This window comes from Cupriavidus sp. H18C2, assembly GCF_049393795.1.
Taxonomy (GTDB): domain Bacteria; phylum Pseudomonadota; class Gammaproteobacteria; order Burkholderiales; family Burkholderiaceae; genus Cupriavidus; species Cupriavidus pauculus_C.
In genome coordinates this window covers 314,810-329,760 of record NZ_CP186010.1, presented here as the reverse complement: position 1 = coordinate 329,760, position 14,951 = coordinate 314,810, and the positions used below count along the sequence as shown (strand labels likewise).

Genomic DNA, 14,951 nt, shown 5'->3' with positions numbered 1-14,951 from the left:
GGCCGCGGCCCACCGGGCGAACGAACGGGATATGGAAGAAATCAAGATCCGTGGGGCGCGCACCCACAATTTGAAGAACATCAACCTGGACCTGCCGCGCAACAAGCTGGTGGTGATCACGGGCCTGTCGGGCTCGGGCAAGTCCTCGCTGGCGTTCGACACGCTCTACGCCGAGGGCCAGCGCCGCTACGTCGAATCGCTGTCCGCCTACGCCCGCCAGTTCCTGCAACTGATGGAAAAGCCCGACGTCGACCTGATCGAGGGGCTGTCCCCGGCGATCTCGATCGAACAGAAGGCCACCAGCCACAATCCCCGCTCCACCGTCGGCACCGTCACCGAGATCCACGACTACCTGCGCCTGCTCTACGCCCGCGCCGGCACGCCCTACTGCCCCGATCACCACATCGCGCTGCAGGCCCAGAGCGTCTCGCAGATGGTGGACGCCGCGCTGGCGCTGCCCGAGGACACCAAGCTGATGATCCTGGCGCCAGTGGTCTCGGACCGCAAGGGCGAGCACACGGACCTGTTCGATGCCATGCAGGCGCAGGGCTTCGTGCGTTTTCGCATCCGCTCGGGCGGCGGCACCGCGCACGAGGCGGCCGCCAAGGTCTACGAGGTGGACAGCCTGCCCAAGCTCAAGAAGACCGAGAAGCACTCGATCGACGTGGTCGTGGACCGCGTCAAGGTGCGCGCCGACATCAAGCAGCGGCTGGCCGAATCGTTCGAAACCGCGCTGCGGCTGGCCGACGGCCGCGCCATCGCGCTGGAGATGGACACGGGCCACGAGCATGTCTTCAGCTCGCGCTTTGCCTGCCCGATCTGCTCGTATTCGTTGCAGGAGCTGGAGCCGCGGCTGTTCTCGTTCAACAACCCGATGGGCGCCTGCCCGAGCTGCGACGGGCTGGGCCAGATCACGTTCTTCGACCCGAAGCGCGTGGTGGCCTTTCCGAACCTGTCGCTGGCCTCGGGCGCCATCAAGGGCTGGGACCGCCGCAACCAGTTCTACTTCCAGATGCTGCAGAGCCTGGCGGCCTATTTCGACTTCGACACCGAGACCGCGTTCGAGGACCTGCCCGCCGAGGTGCAGCAGGTGGTGCTGCAGGGGTCGGGCGAGCAGGAAATCCCGTTCACGTACATCAACGAACGCGGCCGCACCACGGTGCGCGAGCATGCGTTCGAGGGCATCATCCCGAACCTGGAGCGCCGCTACCGCGAGACCGATTCGGCGGCCGTGCGCGAGGAACTGGCCAAGTACCAGAACAATCAGGCGTGCCCGGTCTGCCACGGCACGCGGCTGCGCACCGAGGCGCGCCACGTCAAGATTGGCGAGGACGCGCAGGCGCGGGCCATCTACGAGATCAACAGCCTGCCGCTGCGGGACGCGCTGACTTGGTTCCTGACGCTGAACCTGCACGGCGCCAAGCGCGAGATTGCCGACAAGATCGTCAAGGAGATCTCGGCGCGGCTGAACTTCCTCAATAACGTGGGGCTGGACTACCTGTCGCTGGAGCGCAGCGCCGACACACTGTCGGGCGGCGAGGCGCAGCGCATCCGGCTGGCGTCGCAGATCGGCTCGGGGCTGACCGGCGTGATGTACGTGCTGGACGAGCCGTCCATCGGCCTGCACCAGCGCGACAACGACCGCCTGATCGGCACCCTCAAGCATCTGCGCGACATCGGCAACTCGGTGCTGGTGGTGGAGCACGACGAGGACATGATCCGCGCGTGCGACTACGTCGTCGACATCGGGCCGGGTGCCGGCGTGCATGGCGGGATGATCGTGGCCGAGGGCACGCCGGCGCAGATCGAGCAGTCGCCGGCGTCACTGACGGGCCAGTACCTGTCCGGCCAGCGCACGATCGAGGTGCCGAAGCAGCGCGCCGCGCCCGACGAGGAGCGCATGCTGCGCATCGTCAACGCCACGGGCAACAACCTGCGTAACGTGTCGGCCGAGATTCCGGTCGGGCTGCTGACCTGCATTACCGGTGTCTCGGGATCGGGGAAGTCGACGCTGATCAACGACACCCTGTACAACGCCGTGGCGCGCCACCTGTACGGCTCCACGGCGGAGCCGGCGCCGCACGACCATATCGACGGGTTGGAGCATTTCGACAAGGTCATCAACGTCGACCAGAGCCCGATCGGCCGCACGCCGCGGTCGAACCCGGCCACCTACACGGGCCTGTTCACGCCGATCCGCGAGCTGTTCGCGGGCGTGCCGTCGGCCAAGGAGCGCGGCTACGACCCGGGCCGGTTCTCGTTCAACGTCAAGGGCGGGCGCTGTGAGTCGTGCCAGGGCGACGGCGTGATCAAGGTGGAGATGCACTTCCTGCCCGACGTCTACGTGCCGTGCGACGTCTGCCACGGCCAGCGCTACAACCGCGAGACGCTGGAAGTGCAGTACAAGGGGCGCAATATCTCCGAGGTGCTGGACCTGACCGTGGAACAGGCGCACGAGTTCTTCAGCGCCGTGCCCGTGGTGCGCCGCAAGCTGCAGACGCTGCTGGACGTGGGGCTGGGCTATATCCGGCTGGGCCAGTCGGCCACCACGCTGTCCGGCGGCGAGGCGCAGCGCGTGAAGCTGTCGCTCGAACTGTCCAAGCGCGACACGGGCCGCACGCTCTACATCCTCGACGAGCCGACCACCGGGCTGCACTTCCACGACATCGAGCTGCTGCTCAAGGTCATCCAGAAGCTGCGCGACCACGGCAACACGGTCGTGATCATCGAGCACAACCTCGACGTCATCAAGACCGCCGACTGGCTGATCGACATGGGCCCCGAAGGCGGCGCCGGCGGCGGCCAGGTCATCGCCAAGGGCACGCCGGAAACGGTAGCGGCCAGCAAGGCCAGCTTCACCGGGAAGTATCTGAAGCCGTTGCTGAAGCGGGGATAAGGGGGCCGCTCCAGTCCCTTCTTTCTCCCCTCTCCCGCCTGCGGGAGAGGGGTCGGGGGTGAGGGCCGGCGGTGCAAGCGTCAACTTGTCGCAATTTGCACCTCAACGCCCTCACCCCCAGCCCCTCTCCCGCGTGCGGGAGAGGGGAGCTAGTCCTCAGCCCCCCCCGCGGGGCCTACCGCACTTCCGCCACGTCCCCCACGCCGCCAGGCGTGTCTTCCTTCATCCGGCTGCGGTTCATCAGGCCCGCCTGTTCCAGCACCGGGTACGCCGTGGCGCAGAACAGCGAGTTCAGGCGCTTCAGTTCGCTGATGACGTCCAGGTGCAGCGAGCTGGTCTCGATGCTTTCGGCGGTCTGCACGGCCACGCGCTGCAAGTGCGAGCGGGCGTACTGGCGTTCCAGGTCGCGGAAGTTGGCCTTCTCGGCCATCAGCTGCTGGGCGCTGCGGATGTCGCCGGTCAGGAAGACCGACAGGCCCAGCCGCAGGTTGCCGACCACCCGCCGATGCATCTCGGCAATTTCCTCCATGCCGGCCTCGGAGAACGACAGGTTGTGCGCGATCTTCTTCTCGCGGGCGTCCATGATGACCCGCTCGATCAGGTCGCCCGCGTGCTCCAGGTTGATGGTCAGCGAGATGATCTCGGTCCAGCGCTGGCCGTCGCGCTCGTCCAGCGCCTCGGTGCTGATCTGGGTCAGGTAGAGCTTGATGGCCGTGTAGAGGTCGTCCACCTCGTTGTCGATGCGGCAGGTGGCGTTGGCCAGCTTCAGGTCGTTGGTGCGCAGCACGCGCAGCAGGTTGTCCAGCATCTGCTCGATGCGGTCGCCGATGCGCAGCACCTCGCGGGCGGCGTTGGAAAGCGCCAGCGTGGGCGTGGACAGCGCGGCGGCGTCCAGGTGGCGCGGCGTCACCTGGCTGTCGCCGGTATTGCGGCCCGGCAGGATCGCCTCGCACAGCCGCGCCAGCGGCCCGGTGGCGCCCAGCAGCAGCACGGCCAGCGCCACGTTGAACAGCAGGTGGAAGTTGACGACCAGCCGCTGCGGGTCCGTATCGACCAGCGCCAGCAGGTCCTGCGCCTGGATCAGCAGCGGCAGCGCCACCAGGCAGCCCACCAGCCGCGACAGCAGGTTGCCCAGCGTCACGCGCTTGCCGGGCTGGTTGTTGCCCGAAGTGGTCAGCAGCGCCGAGATGCCCGAGCCGAGGTTGGCCCCCAGCACCAGCGCCAGCGCCACGGGAATCGACACCACGCCCGCCTTGGCCAGCGCGCCGCAGAACAGCACCACGGCCAGGCTCGAATAGCAGAGGATGGTCAGGAAGGCGCCGATCAGCATGTCCAGCGCGGCGTCGCCGGTCAGCGTGCTGAACAGCACCTTGACCCCGGCGGCCTGCACCACCGGCCGCGTGGCGATCGAGATCAGTTCCAGCGCCAGCGTGATCAGCCCCAGGCCGATCAGCACGCGCCCCACGTGGCCGGCCTTGCTGCCCTTCCACGACAGATGCAGGATCACGCCGACGAAGATCAGCAGCGGCGACAGCCAGGACAGGTCCAGCGAGAACACCTGCACCATCAGCGCCGTGCCCACGTTGGCGCCCAGCATGATGGCCAGCGCCGGCGCCACGGCAATCAGGCCCCGGCCCACGAACGAGCTGACGATGACGGCGGTGGCGTTGCTGCTCTGCACCAGGCCGGTCACGCCCAGGCCGGCCGCGAACGCCTTGAACCGGTTGGAAACGCTGACCGACAGCACCTGGCGCAGGTTGGCGCCGTACACCCGGAGGATGCCGACCTTGACGATGTTGGTGCCCCAGACCAGGAGCGCCACGCCGGAGAGAAGATGAAGCAGTACGCCCATTGCGCGTCCCTTCGTGACCGGTGCCGGCTGGCGAGGCTTGGCAAGCGAAAAAGGGCGGCCCGCCCGGTCATCGCGATGTTATCAATGGGGCATTATGCGCCGCGCGGACATGTGGGGCAATGACACCCAGGTCTGACGGGGCCGCGGCGTTGCGTGCCGGTCAATGCCCTTCGAACTTGCAGACCGTGAACAGCGGCAGCCCGGCCGCGTGCAGCAGCTTCGAGCCGCCCAGCTCGGGCAAATCGACGATGGCCGCGCCCTCCACCACCGTGGCGCCCAGCCGCTCCAGCAGCTTGCGCCCGGCCATCATCGTGCCGCCGGTGGCAATCAGGTCGTCGATCAGCAGCACGCGGTCGCCGGCCTTGCAGGCATCGGCGTGGATCTCCACCGTGGCGCTGCCGTACTCCAGCTCGTACTCCTCGGCCACGGTCTGGAACGGCAGCTTGCCCTTCTTGCGGATCGGCACGAAGCCCAGGTTCAGCTCGTAGGCGATGATCGACCCCAGGATGAAGCCGCGCGCGTCGATGCCGGCCACGAGGTCGAGCTGCTGGTCCATGTAGCGGTGCACGAACACGTCGATCAGCACGCGCAGGGTCTTGGGGTTCTGCAGCAGCGGCGTGATGTCGCGGAACTGCACGCCGGGCTGCGGCCAGTCCGGCACGGTGCGGATGCGGTCACGCAGGTAACCGGTGACATCGCCGAGGTCGGGGGACTGGATGATGGAATCTGCCATGGGGAATCTGTAGGAAAGGATCATGCGGTAACGGGCTACCACCCGCGCCGCGCCGGGCCGCCGCACAATGGCCGGGCTGCCCGGGCGGCCGCAACCCGTAACCATACAGGAGACAGCTATGGCAAAGAAGATTCTGATGCTGGTGGGCGACTTCGCCGAGGACTACGAGACCATGGTGCCGTTCCAGGCACTCCAGATGGTGGGCCACACGGTCCACGCGGTCTGCCCGGACAAGAAGGCCGGCGACCACTGCGCCACGGCCATCCACGACTTCGAGGGCGACCAGACCTACAGCGAAAAACGCGGCCACAATTTCACGCTCAATGCCACGTTTGCCGATGTCCAGCCGGCCAGCTACGACGCGCTGGTGATCCCGGGCGGCCGGGCGCCCGAGTACCTGCGCCTGAACGACCGCGTGATCGAGATCGTGCGCCATTTCGCCCAGGCCAACAAGCCGATCGCGGCGGTCTGCCACGGCGCCCAGCTGCTGGCCGCCGCCGACGTGCTCGAAGGCCGTACCTGTTCGGCCTATCCGGCCTGCGCCCCGGAAGTGCGGCTGGCCGGCGGCACCTATGCCGACATCCCGGTCGACCAGGCCCACACCGACGGCAACCTGGTGACGGCGCCCGCCTGGCCGGCGCATCCCGCGTGGCTGGCGCAGTTTCTTGCCGTGCTGGGAACGCGGATCGTAGAGTAGAGGCTTCCGAACGCGGCCGGTCCGGCCGCTGCGCACGGGAGTGGCCGCATGTGTGAAATCTTTGTCCGGGCCAATCCGGACTCGTACCAGACCCAGTCCCGCTCGCTGCGCCTGCACGGCGTGGCTACCAGCATCCGGCTGGAAACGCTGTTCTGGGAGGTGCTGGAGGAGCTGGCCCGGCGCGACGCGATGAGCGTCAACCAGTTGCTGGCGCGCCTGCACGACGAACTGGCCGAATATCGCGGCGAGGCGTCGCTGTCTGCCAACTTCGCGTCCTTTCTGCGCGTGTGCTGCATGCGCTACCTGCTACTGCAGAACGAGGGACGCATTCCGGCTGATCCCCATGTGCCGATCCGGTCGCTCGACGCCCGCGCGGTGCTCGACAGCCTGCCGGCATCGTGGGTCGACAACGGCGGCACCCGCCGCCCCACCCCCGCAATCGCCGAGGCCCGGCGCACGGGCTCGGCCTGAGCCCGCCCGCCTACTGCTGTGACAGCCGGACTTCGGCAGACTCCAGCGCCTCGGGCGTGCCACGCAGCACGATGATGTCGCCCGGTTCCAGCACGGTCTCGGGCTGCGGATCGAACGCGCGGATGCCGCGCCGGCGCACCGCCGTCACCTCCACGCCAATCCGCTCCAGCCCCAGCGCGCCCAGCCGGCGGCCCACCGCCGTGTGCTCGGGGCCCAGCGACACCGAATGCAGCCGCACGGTATCGCGCTCGACCATGTCTTCCTCGTCGTCGCGCCCGTGGAAGTAGCCGCGCAGCAGGCTGTAGCGCGCATCGCGGGCCTGCTGGACGCCGCGCACCACGCGGCGCATCGGCACGCCCAGCAGCACCAGCGCGTGGGACGCCAGCATCAGGCTGCCCTCGATGATCTCGGGCACCACCTCGGTGGCGCCGGCCTTCTGCAGGGTGTCCAGCTCCGAATCGTCCACGGTCCGGACGATCACCGGCATGGCGGGCTCCAGTTCCTGCACGTGATGGAGCACTTTCACGGCCGACGGCGTGTTGGCGTAGGTCACCACGACCAGCGCCGCCCGGTGGATACCGGCCGCGATCAGCGATTCGCGCCGGCCGGCGTCGCCATAGACCACGGTATCGCCAGCGGCGGCGGCCTCGCGTACGCGGTCCGGGTCCAGGTCCAGCGCCACGTAGTTGATGCCCTCCCGCTCCAGCATGTGCGCCAGGTTCTGGCCGCTGCGGCCGTAGCCGCAGATGATCGCGTGCTTCTCGGTCTGCAGGCTCTGGGCGGCAATGCGCGTCATGTTCAGCGACTGCATCAGCCATTCGTTGGCGGCAAAGCGCAGCACGATGGCGTCGCTGTACTGGATCAGGAACGGCGCGGCCAGCATCGACAGCAGCATCGACGCCAGGATCACCTGGATCAGCACCGGGTCCACCAGCCCCATGCCGTCGATCTGGTTCAGCAGCACGAACCCGAACTCGCCGGCCTGCGCCAGCCCCAGGCCCGTGCGGATGGCCACCCCCTGGCGCGAGCCGAACAGCCGCGCCAGCCCGGTAATCAGCACCAGCTTGAACACGATGGGGATGACCAGCAGGCCCAGCACCAGCCAGACGTGGTCGAACACCACGCGCACGTTCAGCAGCATGCCGATGGTGACGAAGAACAGGCCCAGCAGCACGTCGCGGAACGGCTTGATGTCTTCTTCCACCTGATGGCGGTAAGGCGTCTCGGAGATCAGCATGCCCGCCATGAACGCGCCCAGCGCCATCGACAGGCCCAGCCGCTCGGTCAGCGCCGCCATGCCCAGCGTCACCAGCAGCAGGTTCAGCATGAACAGTTCCTGCGACCGGCGCGCCGCCACGATGTGGAACCAGCGGCTCATCAGGCGCTGCCCCACGAAGAAGATCAGGCTCAGCGCCACGACGATCTTGACCGTGGCCAGGCCCAGCGCGGCGGCCAGGTCGCCCGGATCGCGCGACAGGGCCGGGATGATGATCAGCAGCGGCACCACGGCCAGATCCTGGAACAGCAGCACGCTGATGATGTTGCGGCCGTGCTCGCTTTCCAGCTCCATCCGCTCGGACAGCATCTTGACGACGATGGCCGTCGACGACATGGCCAGCGCCCCGCCCAGCGCCACCGACGCCTGCCAGGACAGCGGGAACAGCCAGCTGAACAGCCAGCTCGCGGGCACCACCGCCAGCATCGACAGCGCCACCTGCGACCCGCCCAGCCCGAACACCAGCCGCTTCATCGCCCGCAGCTTGCTCAGGCTGAACTCCAGGCCGATCGAGAACATCAGGAAGACCACGCCGAATTCGGCCAGGTACTTGGTCTGGCCGGTGTCGCTGGCCAGGCCCAGCGCGTGCGGGCCGATCAGGATGCCCACCGCCAGGTAGCCCAGCATGGGCGGCAGTTGCAGCATGCGGAACGCCACCACGCCGAAGACGGCGGCGGCCAGCAGCACGAGGGTCAGTTCCAGCGGAGAATGCATTCGGCAGGCTTTGGAAACACCGGCCGGGCACGCGCCTGAGCCGGCATCGGCACCCCGCCGGCAAGAGACGGCAAGCGCGGCGGTCGTCATGGCGGCCGGGCGGATCGCCGGGCCAGACGCCATCGCATTCGTTGGTATACTCCAGCGCCATGATAGCCAATTTCGATGCGGATCGAGCACTCGCGCTCGCTCGCCACACCCTTCAGATCGAGGCCGACGCCGTTTCGGCGCTGGCCGGCCGGCTGACGCCCGCGTTCACCAAGGCGGTCGAGATGATTCTCGGCTGCACCGGGCGCGTGGTGGTCTCCGGCATCGGCAAGTCCGGCCACATCGGCCGCAAGGTGGCCGCCACGCTGGCCTCCACCGGCACGCCGTCGTTCTTCGTCCACCCGGCCGAGGCCAGCCACGGCGACCTGGGCATGATCACGCGCGACGACGTGCTGATCGCGTTCTCGAACTCGGGCGAGACCGCCGAACTGCTGTCGATCGTGCCGATCGTCAAGCGCATCGGCGCCGGCTTGATCTCGATCACCGGCAATGCCGGGTCGAACCTGGCCAAGCTGTCGGACGCCCACCTGGACGGCGCCGTCGCGCAGGAAGCCTGCCCGCTGAACCTGGCCCCTACGGCCAGCACCACGGCCGCGCTGGCCCTGGGCGACGCGCTGGCGGTGGCCGTGCTCGACGCGCGCGGCTTTGGCGAGGAGGATTTCGCCCGCTCCCATCCCGGCGGCGCGCTGGGCCGCAAGCTGCTGACCCACGTGCGCGACGTCATGCGCACCGGCAACGCGGTGCCCGAGGTGCGCGAAAGCACGCCGCTGGCCCAGGCGCTGATGGAAATCACGCGCAAGGGCATGGCCATGACCGCCGTGGTGGACCCCGATGGCCGCGCCATCGGCGTGTTCACCGACGGCGACCTGCGCCGCCTGCTGGAAACCCCGCGCGACTGGAAGACCGTGCCGATCGGGGACGTCATGCACCATAACCCGCGCACGGTAAACCAGGACCAGTTGGCCGTGGAAGCCGTGCAGATCATGGAAACGAACCGCATCAACCAGCTACTGGTCGTCGATGGCGACGGCCGCCTGGTGGGCGCGCTCCATATCCATGACCTGACGCGCGCCAAGGTCATCTGAACGATGCCGGACTTCCTGTCCAGACTCACCGGAATGGTCATGCGGCTGCTGCCGCTGCTGCTGATGGCCATCGTCGCCGGCAGCACGTTCTGGCTCGTGCAATTGAACTCACCGCGCGAGGACGCCGAGCAGTCGCGCGCCAAGCGCCACGAGCCCGACTACTGGATGGAGCGCTTCTCGGCCACCGAGCTGGCCGAGGACGGATCCACCAAGCTGCGCTTCACCGGCGTCAGGATGATCCATTTCGAGGACGACCAGACCTACGAGGTGACCACGCCGGCCATGCGCTCGTACGAGGCCGACCGGCCGCCCGTGACTGCCAATTCCGACCGCGGCGTGATGAACGCCGAGGGGTCGGTGATCGACCTGTACGGCAACGCCTTCGTCATCCGGCAGGCCGGCGCCGATCCGTCGAAGGACCCGCGCATGACCGCCGCCTCGCAATACTTCCAGTTGCTGGTCAACGACGACATCGTCAAGACCGACAAGGCCGTGGAGCTGACGCGCGGCCCGTCGGTCATGACCGCCAACGGCATGATCTTCAACAACGTCACCCGCGAAGTACAATTGCTGGGCAACGTACGCGGCACGATCATCATGAACCCGCCGCAGGGGCAGACCAGGACCCAGTGACGCCGGCAGCCGCCCACGCGGCGGCGCGCCCTGGTCGCCGTCTTCATCTCATCATTCGCCAAACATGACCGCATCCCTGACGACATCGTCCTGTCGCCGCCTCGCGCCCGCCCTGCTGGGCGCCCTTGCCGCCATCGGCCTGACGCTGGCCGCGCCGGCCTTTGCCGAACGCGCGGACCAGGGCAAGCCGCTGGTGCTGGAGGCCGACAACGCCAGCTACGATGACGTCAAGCAGATCTACACGCTCACCGGCAACGTGGTGCTGACCAAGGGCACGATGGTGCTGAAGTCGGACGCCGCCGAGCTGCGCACCGACCCCGAGGGCTACCAGTACGCCATCGCCACCGCCAAGCCGGGCCGCCAGGCGTACATCCGCCAGAAGCGCGACGGCGTGGACGAGTACATCGACGGCTGGGGCGACCGCATCGAATACGACGGCAAGTCGGAGGTCAACAAGCTGATCGGCCATGCCCGCGCGGCGCGCGTGTCTGGCGCGGGCGCGAAGATCATCGACGAGATCCGCGGCGCGGTCATCACCTACGACAGCCGCAACGAGTACTACACGGCCACGGGCGGCGACAACAACACGACCGCCGGCAACCCGTCGGGCCGCGTGCGCGCGGTGCTGTCGCCGCGCACCGATGCCAGCGCGCCCGCCGCGGCCGGCCCGCAGCTCGACCTGCGGCCGTCGGCCACGCCCGCCAAGCCCTAACGATTGACCAGCCAGTCCCTGATGAACGATACCGCCACGCTCGCCGCCGCCGCCCCGTCCTCCGCATCGGCCGTCCGCACCGACAGCAGCACGCTGGTCGTGCGCCACCTGAAGAAGCGCTACGGCACGCGCACCGTGGTCAAGGACGTGTCGCTCGACGTGAAGAGCGGCGAGGTGGTGGGCCTGCTCGGCCCCAACGGCGCGGGCAAGACCACGTCGTTCTACATGATCGTGGGGCTGGTGGCGCTGGACGAAGGCGACATCGTGCTGGACGACGTGCACATCAGCGGCCTGGCGATCCACGAGCGCGCCCGCATGGGGCTGTCGTACCTGCCGCAGGAAGCGTCGGTGTTCCGCAAGCTCAACGTCGAGGAGAACATCCGCGCGGTGCTGGAACTGCAGGTCGACAACGGCAAGCCGCTGTCCAAGGCCGAGATCGAGCGCCGGCTGGATTCGCTGCTCGACGACCTGCAGATTGCCCACCTGCGCAACAACCCGGCGCTGTCGCTGTCCGGCGGCGAGCGGCGGCGCGTGGAAATCGCCCGGGCGCTGGCGTCGTCGCCGCGCTTCATCCTGCTGGACGAGCCGTTCGCCGGCGTGGACCCGATTGCCGTGGGCGAGATCCAGCGCATCGTCAGCTTCCTGAAGGCGCGCAACATCGGCGTGCTGATCACCGACCACAACGTGCGCGAGACGCTGGGCATCTGCGACCACGCGTACATCATCAGCGAAGGCACCGTGCTGGCGGCCGGCCAGCCCGAGGAAATCATCGCCAACGAGTCGGTCCGGCGGGTCTACCTGGGCGAGAATTTCCGCATGTAAAGCGCGGCCCCGCGCCGCCCGCAGGTCATTTTTACCGCACCTGCACACGGCTTTTCCAAAGCCGTTTCCGATCAGCGAAGCCGAAACGATAGGTTCTAGCAAATTCCGTTCCAACAACGGAAAGATGCGCATAGAATAGGTCGCATGAAACCTTCGCTTCAGCTCCGACTCTCCCAGCATCTGGCCCTGACGCCGCAACTGCAGCAATCGATTCGGTTGCTGCAGCTTTCCACGCTCGAACTCCAGCAGGAGGTGGAACAGGCCCTCACGGAAAACCCGCTGCTCGAACGCGAGAACGACTGGATCGAAAGCCCGCTGCGGGTGGCCGCGGACGGGTCCGTCAACCTCCAGAGCGCCCCGGCGCCGGCCCCCGCCGAGCCCCAGGCCAACGGCGACGACCGCACCGATCGCGCCGCTGGCAGCGAGGACGAGGGTTTTGGCGATTCGGGCAGCGAGGACTACGGCAACGACTGGAGCCTGGACGACTTCGCGCGCCGCCCGCAGGGCGACGAGGACGAGAAGACGCCGATGCAGTTGCGCGACGCCGATCCCACGCTGCGCGAATACCTGATGGAGCAATTGACGCCCCTCAAGATCTCGGCGCGCGACAAGGGCCTGGCCATCTTCCTGATCGAATCGCTGGACGACGACGGCTACCTGAGTGCGTCACTCGAGGAAATCTGCAGCGAACTTCCTGAAGAACTCGAGTTCGAACACGATGAAGTGCACGCGATGCTGACGCTGCTGCAGAGCTTCGACCCGCCTGGCGTGGGCGCCCGCAATGCCGCGGAATGCCTGAGCCTGCAACTGAAGCGGCTGCAGCATCCGCAGCGCGAGCTGGCCCTGACCATCGTCAACCAGCACCTGGAACTGCTGGCCGTGCGCGACTACACGCGGCTCAAGAAAGCGCTCCAGGTGGACGAAATAGCTTTGAAGGCCGCGCACGAGCTGATCCGTTCGCTGGCGCCGTACCCGGGACATGCGTACAGTCGTCCCGAAGCGGATTTCGTGGTGCCGGACGTGTTCGTGCGCAAGAGCGGCAGCGGCTGGATCGCCCAGTTGAACCCCGACGTGATGCCGCGGCTGCGGATCAACGACATGTACGCGCAGATCCTGCGCGGCGCGAAGGGCGAGGCCGGGGCGGCCGGGCTGCAGCAGAAGCTGCAGGAAGCGCGGTGGCTCATCAAGAACATCCAGCAGCGATTCGACACGATCCTGCGGGTGGCGCAGGCAATTGTGGAGCGTCAGAAGAACTTTTTTTCGCACGGCGAAATAGCGATGCGACCCTTGGTTTTGCGGGAAATAGCCGATACACTCGGTTTACATGAGTCGACCATTTCCCGGGTGACGACGAACAAATACATGGCCACGCCGATGGGTACTTTCGAGTTGAAGTACTTCTTTGGCAGCCACGTCTCCACCGAGACGGGCGGCGCGGCCTCATCCACGGCGATCCGCGCGCTGATCAAGCAACTGATAGGAGCCGAAGACCCCAGGAATCCTCTTTCCGACAGCCGCATCGCCGAATTGCTGGGCGAACAGGGCTTTGTGGTCGCACGCCGCACGGTGGCCAAATACCGCGAAGCGCTGAAGATCCCCGCAGTGAATCTCCGCAAGTCTTTGTAGCCGAGCCGCAACCGCCTGCCTGGTGCGGCTCTTTCAGAAGGAGAAGCGCTATGAACTTCAAGATCAGTGGACACCACCTCGACATCACGCCGCCGCTGCGTGAGTATGTGGAAACGAAACTGGAGCGAATTGTCAGGCATTTCGATCAGGTCATTGGCGTGAGCGTGCTGCTATCGGTCGACAACCACAAGGAAAAGGACAGGCGTCAGTACGCGGAAATCAATCTGCATCTCAAGGGCAAGGACATCTTCGTCGAAGCGCACCATGAAGACCTGTACGCCGCGATCGACTGTCTGGTCGACAAGCTCGACCGCCAGGTGATCCGCTACAAGGACCGGGTGCAGGGACATGACCGCGAGGCGGTCAAGTACCAGATGGCCGCCGCCCAGCTGCAGCAACAATAGGCTGGCAAACCCGACTGCCCCTTGAGGCGGACGCTAGCGTCCCCGAGAGGACTGATAGGAAGAGAGCAAAGCCGCGCATCTGCGCGGCTTTTTTGATGTCCGGACCGCGCGCGCCGCGTTACCTTGGCGCCACGTCCGGCGCGCCCCGGCAGCCGGGGTGTTCGCATCCGACGCCGCTCGGTGTATGCTGCGCCATACAAGAACGACAGGCAGAACGGTCCCGGTGTACCGCACCGCATGCCGCATGGCGATCAGCCGGCGGCGCGGCGGGGCAGCCGGGTGGGCTAACCGGCCGGTTCGTCGACGGCAACGACCGCGACGCCGGCGCTGCAGTGCACAAGCGCGCTGTGGCCCTGCTCTATAATGGCCGGACGCTCCAATGCGGGCGTCCATAGCACTCGAATCCTGAATTGCCCCATTCCGGCGGGACGGCGACGACACGCCGCATCGCCACCCTGACTTCTCGTGCATCGCCCATGAATCGTTTGGCCAAATTGCTGCCACCCGGCAACATCCATCTCGACGTCACCGTCACCAGCAAGAAGCGGGTCTTCGAGCAAGCCGGGCTCCTGTTCGAGAACAACCATGGCGTTGCCCGGGCCACCGTGACGGACAACCTTTTCGCACGCGAATCGCTGGGCTCCACCGGCCTGGGCGCCGGCGTGGCCATTCCGCACGGCCGCATCAAGGGGCTCAAGCAGCCGCTGGCCGGCTTCATGCGCCTGGCCGAGCCGATTCCGTTCGAATCGCCCGACGGCAAGCCCGTGTCGCTGCTGATCTTCCTGCTGGTGCCCGAACAGGCCACCCAGCAACATCTGGAAATCCTGTCGGAAATCGCGCAGTTGCTCTCGGACCGCGAAATGCGCGAGGGCCTGGCCACGCTGCCCACGCCCGAGGCGGTGCACCAGTTGCTGACCGAATGGCACCCGTGACGACCCGCAGGCCGGCCCGGCGCGCCGCCTGAAGCCACACCCGCCCCCCA

At 67.2% G+C, this 14,951-nt stretch carries 13 protein-coding genes; 10 read left to right on the top strand and 3 right to left on the bottom strand.

From position 1 onward, the window contains the following. The first annotated feature begins 31 nt into the window (after window positions 1-31). A complete protein-coding gene (gene uvrA / locus EPAKOI_RS01560) occupies window positions 32-2,896 on the top strand; it encodes an excinuclease ABC subunit UvrA (RefSeq protein ID WP_313837606.1) in 2,865 nt (954 codons plus the stop codon). 175 nt (window positions 2,897-3,071) lie between these two features. On the opposite strand, the gene EPAKOI_RS01555 is transcribed toward uvrA, so the two are convergent. Together EPAKOI_RS01555 and EPAKOI_RS01550 are read right to left on the bottom strand one after the other, a co-directional pair. Then, on the bottom strand, window positions 3,072-4,748 hold the full coding sequence (locus tag EPAKOI_RS01555; protein ID WP_423192791.1) for a Na/Pi cotransporter family protein: 1,677 nt from the start codon (window positions 4,746-4,748) through the stop codon (window positions 3,072-3,074). Window positions 4,749-4,908: 160 nt separating this feature from the next. Further along, window positions 4,909-5,481, bottom strand: a complete 573-nt coding sequence (locus tag EPAKOI_RS01550) for an adenine phosphoribosyltransferase (RefSeq protein WP_124682522.1) — start codon at window positions 5,479-5,481, stop codon at window positions 4,909-4,911. A 118-nt stretch (window positions 5,482-5,599) separates the two neighbouring features. Here EPAKOI_RS01550 and EPAKOI_RS01545 point away from each other — a divergent pair, with 118 nt between their 5' ends. After that, window positions 5,600-6,178 carry a DJ-1/PfpI family protein gene (locus tag EPAKOI_RS01545; protein ID WP_124682523.1) on the top strand — a complete coding sequence of 193 codons (579 nt, stop codon included), beginning with the start codon at window positions 5,600-5,602 and terminating at the stop codon, window positions 6,176-6,178. 48 nt (window positions 6,179-6,226) lie between these two features. Further along, window positions 6,227-6,649, top strand: a complete 423-nt coding sequence (locus EPAKOI_RS01540) for a ribbon-helix-helix domain-containing protein (RefSeq protein ID WP_423192790.1) — start codon at window positions 6,227-6,229, stop codon at window positions 6,647-6,649. A gap of 10 nt (window positions 6,650-6,659) precedes the next feature. On the opposite strand, the gene EPAKOI_RS01535 is transcribed toward EPAKOI_RS01540, so the two are convergent. Then, the gene (locus tag EPAKOI_RS01535) at window positions 6,660-8,639 is read right to left on the bottom strand and encodes a monovalent cation:proton antiporter family protein (protein WP_124682524.1); all 1,980 of its coding nucleotides are present in this window, start codon (window positions 8,637-8,639) and stop codon (window positions 6,660-6,662) included. 149 nt (window positions 8,640-8,788) lie between these two features. Between EPAKOI_RS01535 and EPAKOI_RS01530 the strand changes: the two genes are divergently transcribed. The 7 genes from EPAKOI_RS01530 (at window position 8,789) to ptsN (ending at window position 14,901) form a co-directional block, all read left to right on the top strand. Then, window positions 8,789-9,772, top strand: a complete 984-nt coding sequence (locus EPAKOI_RS01530) for a KpsF/GutQ family sugar-phosphate isomerase (protein WP_124682525.1) — start codon at window positions 8,789-8,791, stop codon at window positions 9,770-9,772. A gap of 3 nt (window positions 9,773-9,775) precedes the next feature. Next, a complete protein-coding gene (gene lptC, locus EPAKOI_RS01525; RefSeq protein ID WP_124682526.1) occupies window positions 9,776-10,405 on the top strand; it encodes an LPS export ABC transporter periplasmic protein LptC in 630 nt (209 codons plus the stop codon). A gap of 64 nt (window positions 10,406-10,469) precedes the next feature. Further along, on the top strand, window positions 10,470-11,117 hold the full coding sequence (gene lptA, locus EPAKOI_RS01520) for a lipopolysaccharide transport periplasmic protein LptA (protein WP_124682527.1): 648 nt from the start codon (window positions 10,470-10,472) through the stop codon (window positions 11,115-11,117). Window positions 11,118-11,138: 21 nt separating this feature from the next. Next, window positions 11,139-11,939: an LPS export ABC transporter ATP-binding protein gene (gene lptB, locus EPAKOI_RS01515; protein ID WP_124682528.1), complete on the top strand. Its 801-nt coding sequence runs from the start codon at window positions 11,139-11,141 to the stop codon at window positions 11,937-11,939. 144 nt (window positions 11,940-12,083) lie between these two features. Then, entirely contained in the window at window positions 12,084-13,565 is a 1,482-nt protein-coding gene (locus EPAKOI_RS01510) for an RNA polymerase factor sigma-54 (RefSeq protein WP_124682529.1), read from the top strand. 50 nt (window positions 13,566-13,615) lie between these two features. Next, the gene (gene hpf, locus EPAKOI_RS01505; RefSeq protein WP_019449655.1) at window positions 13,616-13,969 is read left to right on the top strand and encodes a ribosome hibernation-promoting factor, HPF/YfiA family; all 354 of its coding nucleotides are present in this window, start codon (window positions 13,616-13,618) and stop codon (window positions 13,967-13,969) included. A gap of 476 nt (window positions 13,970-14,445) precedes the next feature. Further along, window positions 14,446-14,901 carry a PTS IIA-like nitrogen regulatory protein PtsN gene (gene ptsN / locus EPAKOI_RS01500; RefSeq protein WP_066739687.1) on the top strand — a complete coding sequence of 152 codons (456 nt, stop codon included), beginning with the start codon at window positions 14,446-14,448 and terminating at the stop codon, window positions 14,899-14,901. The last annotated feature ends 50 nt before the right edge of the window (window positions 14,902-14,951 follow it).

Coding starts and splice junctions, on each gene's coding strand:
- uvrA (WP_313837606.1), top strand. CDS start 32: ATGGAAGAAATCAAGATCCGTGGGGCGCGCACCCACAATTTGAAGAAC.
- EPAKOI_RS01555 (WP_423192791.1), bottom strand. CDS start 4,748: ATGGGCGTACTGCTTCATCTTCTCTCCGGCGTGGCGCTCCTGGTCTGG.
- EPAKOI_RS01550 (WP_124682522.1), bottom strand. CDS start 5,481: ATGGCAGATTCCATCATCCAGTCCCCCGACCTCGGCGATGTCACCGGT.
- EPAKOI_RS01545 (WP_124682523.1), top strand. CDS start 5,600: ATGGCAAAGAAGATTCTGATGCTGGTGGGCGACTTCGCCGAGGACTAC.
- EPAKOI_RS01540 (WP_423192790.1), top strand. CDS start 6,227: ATGTGTGAAATCTTTGTCCGGGCCAATCCGGACTCGTACCAGACCCAG.
- EPAKOI_RS01535 (WP_124682524.1), bottom strand. CDS start 8,639: ATGCATTCTCCGCTGGAACTGACCCTCGTGCTGCTGGCCGCCGCCGTC.
- EPAKOI_RS01530 (WP_124682525.1), top strand. CDS start 8,789: ATGATAGCCAATTTCGATGCGGATCGAGCACTCGCGCTCGCTCGCCAC.
- lptC (WP_124682526.1), top strand. CDS start 9,776: ATGCCGGACTTCCTGTCCAGACTCACCGGAATGGTCATGCGGCTGCTG.
- lptA (WP_124682527.1), top strand. CDS start 10,470: ATGACCGCATCCCTGACGACATCGTCCTGTCGCCGCCTCGCGCCCGCC.
- lptB (WP_124682528.1), top strand. CDS start 11,139: ATGAACGATACCGCCACGCTCGCCGCCGCCGCCCCGTCCTCCGCATCG.
- EPAKOI_RS01510 (WP_124682529.1), top strand. CDS start 12,084: ATGAAACCTTCGCTTCAGCTCCGACTCTCCCAGCATCTGGCCCTGACG.
- hpf (WP_019449655.1), top strand. CDS start 13,616: ATGAACTTCAAGATCAGTGGACACCACCTCGACATCACGCCGCCGCTG.
- ptsN (WP_066739687.1), top strand. CDS start 14,446: ATGAATCGTTTGGCCAAATTGCTGCCACCCGGCAACATCCATCTCGAC.